Below are 9,543 nucleotides of genomic sequence, written 5' to 3'. Positions count from 1 at the left end.
GAGCCGCTACACCTGTCCGGCGCTGACCACCATGGCGCAGGATTTCACCGCCATGGCCGGCCGCAGCGTCGAGATCCTGCTGGCCCTGCTGGACGAGGCCGATCCGCCGAAGCAGGGCATGGCGCGCACCGTCAAGCTCGGTGCCAACCTGGTGATGCGTCAGTCGGCCTAACCGGTCGACGTCGATCCCTCGAAGTGGCGCCAGGCCGTCACCCCCTCGACCACCGCTTGCCGGGCGGCGGGAATATGGCGTCCCATCGAGACGAAGCCATGGATCTGGCCCGGCCATTGCCGCAGGATCATAGGCACGCCCGCGGCCTGCAGGCGCGCCGCATAGGCTGCCCCTTCGTCGGCCAGGATGTCACAGCCCGCAAGCGCCACGAATGCTGGCGCGACGCCGGCAAGATCAGGCGCCAGCAAGGGCGAGACGCGCCAGTCCATGATATTGTCGGGCGTTCGCACATAATGGTCGCGGAACCATGCCATGGTCGTCGCGGTAAGGCCGAAGCCGTCGCCGAAACGCCGGTAGCTGTCCGATGTCTGCCGCGCGTCGGTGTTGGGATAGATCAGGATCTGCGTCGCAAGTGGTGGAGCGAGCCCATCGCGTGCGAGCAGCGCCAGCACTGCGGCAAGATTGCCGCCGGCGCTGTCGCCGGCAACACCAATGCGCACCTTGTCGATGCCCAGGTCGACGGCATTCTCGGCCATGAAGCGAAGTGTCGCCAGGCAATCCTCGAGCCCGGCGGGAAATTTGTGCTCCGGGGCCAGGCGATAGTCGGGGCAGACAATGACGGCGTTGCCGAGATTGGCCATCAGGCGGCAGATCTCGTCATGTGAATCGAGATTGCCGATGACCCAGCCGCCGCCATGCAGATAGAGCAGCGCCGGCGCCCCGCTCGGCAGTGCGTCGATGCCGCGATGGATGCGGACAGCGATGGGGCCGTTCGGCCCGTCGATCTGCTGTTCAAAGGTCGTCGCGACCGGCTCATGCTCACCTTGCAGCGTCGGGAACGAGGCGTTGTAGGCAGCTCGCGCCGCCGCCACGCTGCCGGTCTCGAATGGCTTGCCGCCGGCTGCACGAGCCATGTCGAGGACGCGCAGCGCATCCGGATCGAGCGTCATGATCATACCCTCAGGCCAGCAGATCGCTCGCCTCTTCCTCGGTCAGCAGGGCCGGCTGGACGACATCGCCCGCGATGGCGACCGAGCCCTGTGTTTCACCGGAGCGCAGGATAGCCTCCATGATCTCCAGCACATGCAGCGCCAGATTGCCGGAGGCGCGTGGCGTGTTGCCGGTCTGAAGCGAGCGCACCAGATCGGCGACGCCGAGCATGCGGTAATTGGCGCGATCGGGCGCCGCATAAGGCCAGTTGCGGGCGCCATAGAGTTCGCCTTCGCTGGCGAAATCCCTCCAGTCGGTGCCGCGTTTCGACAGCGACACGGTGCCGCCGAACGTGTCGGGGTCGGGCAGGCGCAGCGAGCCTTCCGTGCCGTGCAGTTCGATCGGATGGTTGGAGTGGCGAAAGACATCCCACGAGGCGCCGAAGGTGACGGTTGCGCCGGAGCGGAACTCCAGCAGCGACAGCACATTGGTCGGCGTGCCGACCTTGAATGTGGTGTTCTTGAATGGCCCTTCGGCAGTGATCAGCCGCTCCTCCTGGCCGCGCGTCGCCATCGCCATGACGCGTTCGACCGGGCCGAGCAGATTGACCAGCATGGTCAGATAGTAGGGGCCCATGTCGAACACCGGGCCACCGCCTGGCTGGTAGTAGAACTGCGGGTTGGGGTGCCAGTGCTCCATGCCGCGGCCCATCATGAAGGCGGTGCCGGTGACCGGGCGGCCGATGGCGCCGTCATCCATCAGCCGGCGGGCGCGGCGTCCGGCTGCACCAAGGAAGGTGTCGGGCGCCGAGCCGAGCAGCAGCCCGCGCGACCGCGCCTCGTCGACCAGGCGCCGTCCATCGGCGGCCGAGGTGGCGAGCGGCTTTTCGGTGAAGACGTGCTTGCCGGCCGAAAGGGCGGCAAACGAAATGTCGAAATGCGCCGCCGGAATGGTCAGGTTGAGGACGAGATCGATCTCGGGGTCGGCCAGCAGTGCATCGACGCCGAGTGCCCGTATGCCATATTCCTTCGCCCGCAGCGCCGTCATGTCGGCCGAGATATCGGCGCAGGCGCGCAACTCGATGCCGCCGAAGAGAGCGGCATTGCGCAGATAGGTCATCGAGATATTGCCGCATCCGATGACGCCGATCCCGAGTTTCGTCGTTGATATCCCGTGCATTTTCGATCGTACCTCCCAACGCGGTCACCGTCTGCCGAATCCGCCCAGAAGTAACGGATCGCCTTCGCAAAGGGCTATACAACATTTTAAATATTGACGCGCGTAAAATTTTTATACAACATGCGAAAATGCTGGCGCGATATCGGGAGGCTGCCAGTCCTGGGAGGAGAAAATGACCGACATGAAAAAACGGCCGACCGCCGATGCGGATGCCGTGGGTCATGCGCGCATCGGATATTTCCGCCGCGGCCAGGGACCTCGACGGGGTCAGGCATAGATCACCTTGGCCCCTGTCCTATCAAGCTGGCTGCGTATTGGGCCGGACAGGCCATCGTCGGTGATCACGACATCGACGCTCGACAGCGAAAAGGCCTTGGAGGTTCCGCTGACGCCCCATTTGCTCGAATCCGCAAGGAGGACAACGCGCCGGGCCATGCGCACGAGGTTTCGCTTGGTTCGCGCCATGTCTTCGTTCACGTCGACCACATCCAGTGACGAGTCAATTGCATGCGCTCCAACAAAGACCTGATGCGCTACCAAGCCGCCGAGAGCCGTGTCGGCATCGGTGATCAGCGTGCTTACCGTATCCGGGTAGACCCGGCCGCCGATCATGTGAACGTCGAGCCCGGGCCGATGCATCAGATGCTGCACGATATTCATCGCCGTGGCCGCGACCACGACATTGCTGAGCGGCGGTAACAGCATGGCAACCTGCATCAATGTCGAGCCGCCATCGAAGATGACCGATTGGTTGTCCTCGAACAGGTCTATCGCTGCCCGGGCGATGCGTTTCTTTGCATCGAGGTTTGTTTGCATCCGCCGGGCGAACGCGGCCGTGGTCGAATCCGTGGTCCGGGTCACCGCGCCTCCGCGGGTCTTGGTCAGCAGTCCCTTGCGATCCAGTATCTCGAGGTCGGAGCGCACCGTGACTTCCGACACGCCAAAATCGTCTGACAGGTCCTTGATGCGAACCTGTCCGCTGCGTTGCACTTCACCCAGGATCGATTGGCGTCTCTGCTCTGACAACATTGGCCTGTCCTTGCCTCCATGCGCCAAGCGATCGCCCTGGCCTCGGTTCACTCTACCGAAAATAGGCGAATTCGAAAGCTTTCGAAAGATTGCATTTGTTATTTCTTTCGCAAACACTGGGTCCAGGATTTTGAAATCAATCAATTGGAGAGTTTTGGACTCATGAGCCTCGGAACCAAGGTGCGCCTGGCGCGCCTCTTCTCACATCCATCGGGGAATCTTTTTGGCGGCGCGGTCGACCACTTTGTCGGCTATGGCGACGTGCGCAAAGGAGGTCTTGCCGACCTGCCGGGTGCGCTTGCACGCGTCATGGTAGGCAAACCTGACTACGTCAGCATCCAGCCTGGCACCGCGCGCCATCTGTGGCCGCAATATGCGGGCAAGGCTTCCCTGGTGATCCAGGCCGGCTGCTTCACCCCAGACGATCGCATCAGTGAACTGATTGCAACGCCCGAGGATGCGGTGCGCGCCGGCGCCGATGCGTTGGCCGTGGCCATTCCGGTGCGCGGCGCGACCGAGGGAAAATACATACGCTGGCTGACCGATTCGGTGAACGCGGCGGCTCGTTACGGCATGCCGGTGGTAGCGCATATCTACCCTCGCGATTTCACCGACGGGGCAAAAATCGTCTTCACCCCCGACGAGATCGCCTATGCGGCACGCATCGGCTACGAGTCCGGCGTCGATGTGATCAAGATCGGGTACACGGGCGATTTCGAGTCGTTCCGAGAGACCGTTCGGACCTGCCCGGTGCCGGTTGTGATCGCTGGTGGTCCGAAGACCGACACGCTGCTCGGCGCCCTTCAACAGACGGCGGACGCCATCCGTGCAGGCGCGCGCGGTGCCGTGGTGGGCCGCAATCTCTGGGGGCACGGCGATCCGGAAAAGGCAGCGATCGCCTTTCGGGGCGTCATCCATGACGGCCTTTCGGCGCAAGACGCCTTGGCGAAGGCGGGTGCCTGAACGATGCCCGCCGTCCCTTCAATCCTCGGCTTCGGAGCTATTGCGATCGACGACATCGTCTATGTCGATCAGCCGTTGTCGGCGGGCAAGGGGAAGGTTTTGCAAAGTGCCCGAGCTTTCGGGGGAAACGTCGCGACGGCACTTGCCGCCGTCGCGCGGCTCGGCGGAAGCGCCGGGTTCGTCGGATGGCTGGGCAGTGCCGCCGACGACGCCGTGTTGTGCGATCTCGTTGCGAGCGGCGTTGAAACCGCGTTCGCGCCGCGCCACCCGCACGCGCGCCCGGTGCGCTCGCGGATCACCGTCGGTTCGGATGGGGAGCGGTTCATCGCGTATGACGACGAAGCGATGCTGGGCACCGCGCCGGACTTTCCGGACGAGGTTCTCAGCCGCGCGACTGTCCTGATCGTCGACAGTTACGGGATCGGGTCGCTGGATGTCGTGGCTCGGGCTCGCGATCTCGGCCTTGCGATCCTCGGCGATGTCGAATGGAGCCACGGCCCGGCCACCGAGAGACTGATCGGGCTCTGCGACCATCTCATTCTTCCGCTGGGCTTTGCGCGGACCGCCACCGGCCGCCACTCGCCGGCCGAGATACTCGATGCATTGTGGTTGCCGTCGCGGTCCGCCGTGGTTCTGACGGATGGCGGCAGAGGCGTCTTCTATCGCGGACGCGACGAGACAGGGCTCTGGCACCTGCCTCCGCAACGGGTTGCCGTCGTCGACTCGACCGGCGCCGGTGACTGCTTTCATGGCGCCTATGCCCTTGCATTGACGCGCGGGGCCGACACCGCAGGCCGGGTCGCATTCGCGGCCGCGGCGGCGGCCCTTTCGATAACGGGGCGGGGCGGGCGCGAGGCGCTTCCGACCGACGACCAGGTCAAGGAACTCCTGGCATCGACGAACGCGCCGTCGGCAGTCGAACTGAAATATGCGCGGCTTGATACCGGAACATAGCCCGAACTATCCGAGGAAAAATTTCGCAGGTGAACGTAAGCCGAGGACAATCATAAAAATCAGTGGCTTAGACTTGTGGAGGGAGGAATATGGCAGAAGTCGTTCTTGAGAATATCTGCAAGACATACGGGAACAATTTTCACGCAATCGACCAATTGAACCTGTCGGTCAAGGACGGCGAGTTCTTGATTCTCGTCGGGCCGTCCGGCTGTGGCAAATCCACCGCGTTGCGGATGATCGCGGGATTGGAGGACGTCACCAGCGGCAGCCTTCGGATCGGCGGGGTCGACGTCGTCGACATGCCGCCCAAGGACCGCGACATTGCGATGGTCTTCCAGAGCTACGCTCTCTACCCGCATATGACCGTGTTCGAAAACATTGGCTTTTCGATGCGGCTGGCAGGCAAGCCGAAGGCCGAGCGCAAAAAGCGCGTGGACGAGATCGCCAAAACCCTTCAACTGACGTCTCTGCTGGACAGCAAACCCGCGAACCTTTCAGGCGGACAGCGTCAAAGGGTTGCCATGGGCCGCGCCATGGTGCGCGAGCCGGCAGCCTTTCTCATGGACGAACCCCTTTCCAATCTGGACGCGAAACTGCGTGTTCAAATGCGCGCCGAAATCACCAGTCTGCAAAAGCAGCTCGGCGTAACGACCATATATGTGACCCACGACCAAACCGAAGCCATGACGATGGGCGACAGGGTCGCGGTGTTGAAAGGCGGCGTGCTGCAGCAGGTCGACGCACCCAAGAGGCTCTATGAATCGCCGGTGAACGCTTTCGTTGCTGGCTTCATCGGGTCTCCTTCGATGAATCTTTTCGAGGCAACCCTGACGGGCGACGAACTGATGTCCGGCGCCTTGGCCATCCGGCTGCAGGATGCAGCCTTCGTGCGCAGGCCGGGCTTGAGGTCGTATGCGGGGCGCAAGGTCGTGTTCGGGATACGACCGGAGGATCTCTATGACAGCAGTCTCGAATCCGGCCGCAAGTATCAGACGATACCGGCAAAGGTGACCTCGATCGAAGAACTCGGATCCGAACAAATCGTCCATCTCAACATCGACGCGGTCCGGGTGGACTCCGGCGACCCTGACGCGGTGCAGGATTTCGGCCTGGCGTCGAATGCGGTGGCGAAATTCGAACCGGTCAGCACAGTCCGCTCCGGCTCGGAAATCAGCTTGGCCCTGGATGATGCCAAGCTCCATTTCTTCGACCCCGAGACGCATCTGGCAATCTGAATATCAGCGATAAGACCCGCGGGCGAGGGTGAGGCGCCTGCGTAAGAAGACTTCTGAATAATCAGACGATCGGCCGCATTGTGCGGGCGAATATAAAGAAGGAGGAGAAAATGACGTTTCGTATTAAATCCGCGATGCTGAAAATAGCCGCGGCCGCATGGTTGCTTGGCGCAACCGGCGCCATGGCGGATACGACGCTGGAATTCACCCAATGGTGGGAGCCCGAATTGCCGGCTGGCTCGCTCAGGTCAATTATGGACGAGTTCGAGGCGGCAAACCCCGGAATCAAGGTGACGCTGGTCAGCGGCCCCTACGCCACCACGCGAGACCAGATCTCGGTTGGTGCTGCAACCGGAACGCTCAGCGACGTCGTCGGTCTCGACGGCGCCTGGGTGAACAATCTGAATGCGCAGGGCGCACTCGCCGACATGAATCCGATGATGGATGCGAGCGGTTTCGACAAGAGCCAGGTCGCGGATATCATCAAGGTGGACGGCAAGGCCGTGATGTTTCCCGTGGCTTCGTTCGTCTATCCGGTCTTCGTGAATTTGGACCTCGCCGCCAAGGCGGGCGTGACCAAGCTGCCGTCGACCCGTGCGGAGTTTCTCGAAGCCGCCAAGAAGATGACGCACGCCGACCAGAACCAGTATGGCTGGGTGCTGCCCCTGTCGCTGCAAACGCCATCCGGCGTCCAGAACGACATGATGTCGTGGGTTTGGGCTTCGGGCCAGTCGATGATGGCGAGCGGCAAGCCGGACCTTGAGGGCAAACCGGTGGTGGATATGCTCACTTTCGTCAAATCACTCAATGACGCCGGCACCATCTCGCCCGGCATCGCCACCAAGACCGAGCAGGAAAAGGTCGAGGAGTTCGTCAACAACCGCGTCGGGATGATGATCGACTCGCTCGCGCATGTGAACCTCATCCGCAAGCGCAATCCCAAGCTGAACTTCGACCTCATCCCGGTCCCTGTCGTGGAAAACTATACCGGCAAGCGCGGCCTTCCCTATGCCTCCTGGGGCATCGGCATCTCTGCGGCTTCGAAACATCAGGAAGAGGCCTGGAAACTCGTCCAATATCTGATGAGTGAAAAGGTCAACGCCAAGCTCGTGTCGCTTGCAAACGCCTTCCCGGGCAACGTCAACGCCAAGCCCGATTTCGTGACCTCGGACAAGGCTTTCGGCAAGGCTTTTGAAATCTTCAAGACCGGTCATCTCGCCAATGAGTTCACGGGCCTGCCGGTGGCTGAAGACCTGATGACCCAGTTCGACGTGCAAGCCCAGAAGATGCTCGCCGGCGAGCAGTCTCCGGAACAAGCCGCCGCCGCCGCTCAGAAGGGCTGGATGGCGAAATTCTGATCGGCCTGTTCCCGTTTGCTGTCTTCGACCGGGTGACCTGACTTCGGGCAGGCCACCCGGCAACAACGGATCGGCATTCTGAGTGGACTTGTTTTCGAAAGCTTACCTTCCCTTGAAGGCGTATCCCAAGGTTGGCACATGACCCGGCAAAAGCGCTCCCACCACAAGCTCAAACGAGCGGTCGCACCCTACCTCTATCTGTCGCCCGCGCTGCTCATAGTCGGGCTCCTGATGCTGCTGCCGATGGTGACGGTGATTGCCTACTCGTTCCAGAACAGCGCGGTGCTGCGTCGTGACCCATCCTTTGCCGGACTGAAGCACTACCAGGCGATCTTCGACGACCCCGTGTTCTGGGCTTCGCTGTGGCACACGCTCTACTTCACATGCATGAGTGTCATTTTCCACATGACCATCGGCATGGTCTTCGCGCTCATGCTGAACAGCGACCGCATCAATCCGACGCTGCGCAATATTCTGCGTGTGCTCTACATACTGCCCTGGCTGTTCACCGCGGTGATCATCGCCGTGATCTGGCGCCTCCTGCTTGAGCCGAACGGTGTCGTGAACAGTATTCTCATGCAAATCGGCATCATCGGTTCCAAGGTCGAATGGTTTTCCTCGCCTGAGACCGCGCTGCATGCAGTCACTTTTGCCAATATCTGGGCGGGCTACCCGCTCTTCATGGTCAGTTTGCTCGCGGGTTTGCAGGGCATTCCCAAGGATTTCTACGAGGCCGCCGATATCGACGGGGCGAAAGCCTACCAGAAGCTGATCTTCATCACCATTCCGCAGCTGATGCCGATCATCATCAGCATCTCGCTGCTCGACTTCATCTGGACCATGCAGGTCTTCCCGCTAATCTGGATAACGACGGGCGGTGGCCCGATCTACTCGACCGAGGTCCTCAGCACCTACACGTACAAGCTGGCATTTTCGAGCTACAACCTGTCGCAGGCTTCGGCCAGCGCCGTGGTCATCCTGCTGATCTCTCTCGGCCTGACGCTGTTCTATATTCGCTATCAAAAGGCTCGGTAATCACCATGAGGAAAAGGCACACGCCGAAAGACAGGCTGATCACCGTGGCGCTCCATGTAGCGCTTGCAGCAGGGCTCTTTTTCGCGGCATTCCCGATCTACTGGATGCTGAGCAGCTCGTTCAAATCGAATACCGAAATCTTTGCCCTGCCGCCAACCATCCTGCCAAAGGCGTTCACGCTGGAAGCGTATGCAGCCATCCTTGGCGACCCGGTAAAGCTGCGCTTCTTCTTCAACAGCTATTTCGTGGCGGGAGCGGTGACCGTGCTGACGGTGCTGATCGCCTTGCTGGCGGCCTACGGGTTCAGCCGCTTCAATTTCCGCGGCAAGGGCAGCCTGAACACAATCATCATCAGCACGCAGACGATTCCGCCGATCACACTTTTGATCCCCTTCTTCGGGCTTGTCGTCTCATACGGTATCTTCGACACCTATGTCGCACTGATCCTGACCTACCTGGTGTTTACGCTGCCCTACGCGATCCTGCTGATGACGGGATATCTGAACACCTTGCCCCGCGATCTCGATGAAGCCGTGGCTGTCGACGGCGGCAGCAGCTGGACCGCGCTTTGGCGGGTGATTGTCCCGATTTCACTGCCTGGTATCGTGGCGACGTCGGTCTACACCTTCCTGTTGTGCTGGAACGAATTTCTCTTTGCGCTGACGCTGACGAAGTCGACGTCCATGCG

Annotated in this window: 9 protein-coding genes and 1 pseudogene; 7 read left to right on the top strand and 3 right to left on the bottom strand. The window is 61.4% G+C overall.

Annotation, left to right across the window (positions count from 1 at the left end; translation table 11 throughout):
* Nucleotides 1-172: pseudogene (locus EN879_RS12930) on the top strand (substrate-binding domain-containing protein); the annotation flags it as partial.
* On the opposite strand, the gene EN879_RS12925 reads toward EN879_RS12930, so the two are convergent.
* From EN879_RS12925 to EN879_RS12915, 3 genes are all read right to left on the bottom strand, one after another.
* A complete protein-coding gene (locus tag EN879_RS12925) occupies nucleotides 169-1,122 on the bottom strand; it encodes an alpha/beta hydrolase (RefSeq protein ID WP_082826663.1) in 954 nt (317 codons plus the stop codon). The pseudogene EN879_RS12930 and the gene EN879_RS12925 overlap by 4 nt on opposite strands.
* A 10-nt stretch (nucleotides 1,123-1,132) precedes the next feature.
* Nucleotides 1,133-2,281, bottom strand: a complete 1,149-nt coding sequence (locus tag EN879_RS12920; RefSeq protein ID WP_013532953.1) for a Gfo/Idh/MocA family oxidoreductase — start codon at nucleotides 2,279-2,281, stop codon at nucleotides 1,133-1,135.
* Between the two features lie 267 nt (nucleotides 2,282-2,548).
* Nucleotides 2,549-3,310, bottom strand: coding sequence for a DeoR/GlpR family DNA-binding transcription regulator (locus tag EN879_RS12915; RefSeq protein WP_013532952.1), 762 nt, complete (start codon nucleotides 3,308-3,310; stop codon nucleotides 2,549-2,551).
* A 162-nt stretch (nucleotides 3,311-3,472) separates the two neighbouring features.
* Between EN879_RS12915 and EN879_RS12910 the strand changes: the two genes are divergently transcribed.
* The 6 genes from EN879_RS12910 to EN879_RS12885 form a co-directional block, all read left to right on the top strand.
* The gene (locus EN879_RS12910; RefSeq protein WP_023756676.1) at nucleotides 3,473-4,273 is read left to right on the top strand and encodes a class I fructose-bisphosphate aldolase; all 801 of its coding nucleotides are present in this window, start codon (nucleotides 3,473-3,475) and stop codon (nucleotides 4,271-4,273) included.
* A gap of 3 nt (nucleotides 4,274-4,276) precedes the next feature.
* Nucleotides 4,277-5,227 (top strand): PfkB family carbohydrate kinase, encoded by a 951-nt coding sequence (locus EN879_RS12905; protein ID WP_063167587.1) that lies wholly within the window; start codon nucleotides 4,277-4,279, stop codon nucleotides 5,225-5,227.
* A gap of 89 nt (nucleotides 5,228-5,316) precedes the next feature.
* Nucleotides 5,317-6,462 carry an ABC transporter ATP-binding protein gene (locus EN879_RS12900; RefSeq protein ID WP_063167588.1) on the top strand — a complete coding sequence of 382 codons (1,146 nt, stop codon included), beginning with the start codon at nucleotides 5,317-5,319 and terminating at the stop codon, nucleotides 6,460-6,462.
* 110 nt (nucleotides 6,463-6,572) lie between these two features.
* Nucleotides 6,573-7,820: a sugar ABC transporter substrate-binding protein gene (locus tag EN879_RS12895; RefSeq protein ID WP_024502559.1), complete on the top strand. Its 1,248-nt coding sequence runs from the start codon at nucleotides 6,573-6,575 to the stop codon at nucleotides 7,818-7,820.
* Nucleotides 7,821-7,958: 138 nt separating this feature from the next.
* Nucleotides 7,959-8,855 (top strand): sugar ABC transporter permease, encoded by an 897-nt coding sequence (locus tag EN879_RS12890; RefSeq protein ID WP_063167589.1) that lies wholly within the window; start codon nucleotides 7,959-7,961, stop codon nucleotides 8,853-8,855.
* Nucleotides 8,856-8,860: 5 nt separating this feature from the next.
* Nucleotides 8,861-9,543 (top strand): carbohydrate ABC transporter permease (locus EN879_RS12885; protein WP_164774394.1); only part of this gene is annotated, 683 nt, incomplete at its 3' end.

The sequence above is a fragment of the Mesorhizobium sp. M7A.F.Ca.AU.002.02.1.1 genome (assembly GCF_003998535.1).
GTDB classification, from domain to species: Bacteria; Pseudomonadota; Alphaproteobacteria; order Rhizobiales; family Rhizobiaceae; genus Mesorhizobium; species Mesorhizobium ciceri.
This window is presented reverse-complemented; position numbering and strand designations above follow the sequence as displayed.

What these genes read in the sequence shown, in the direction of transcription:
- EN879_RS12925 (WP_082826663.1), bottom strand. Translation starts at nt 1,122, where the DNA reads ATGACGCTCGATCCGGATGCGCTGCGCGTCCTCGACATGGCTCGTGCA.
- EN879_RS12920 (WP_013532953.1), bottom strand. Translation starts at nt 2,281, where the DNA reads ATGCACGGGATATCAACGACGAAACTCGGGATCGGCGTCATCGGATGC.
- EN879_RS12915 (WP_013532952.1), bottom strand. Translation starts at nt 3,310, where the DNA reads ATGTTGTCAGAGCAGAGACGCCAATCGATCCTGGGTGAAGTGCAACGC.
- EN879_RS12910 (WP_023756676.1), top strand. Translation starts at nt 3,473, where the DNA reads ATGAGCCTCGGAACCAAGGTGCGCCTGGCGCGCCTCTTCTCACATCCA.
- EN879_RS12905 (WP_063167587.1), top strand. Translation starts at nt 4,277, where the DNA reads ATGCCCGCCGTCCCTTCAATCCTCGGCTTCGGAGCTATTGCGATCGAC.
- EN879_RS12900 (WP_063167588.1), top strand. Translation starts at nt 5,317, where the DNA reads ATGGCAGAAGTCGTTCTTGAGAATATCTGCAAGACATACGGGAACAAT.
- EN879_RS12895 (WP_024502559.1), top strand. Translation starts at nt 6,573, where the DNA reads ATGACGTTTCGTATTAAATCCGCGATGCTGAAAATAGCCGCGGCCGCA.
- EN879_RS12890 (WP_063167589.1), top strand. Translation starts at nt 7,959, where the DNA reads ATGACCCGGCAAAAGCGCTCCCACCACAAGCTCAAACGAGCGGTCGCA.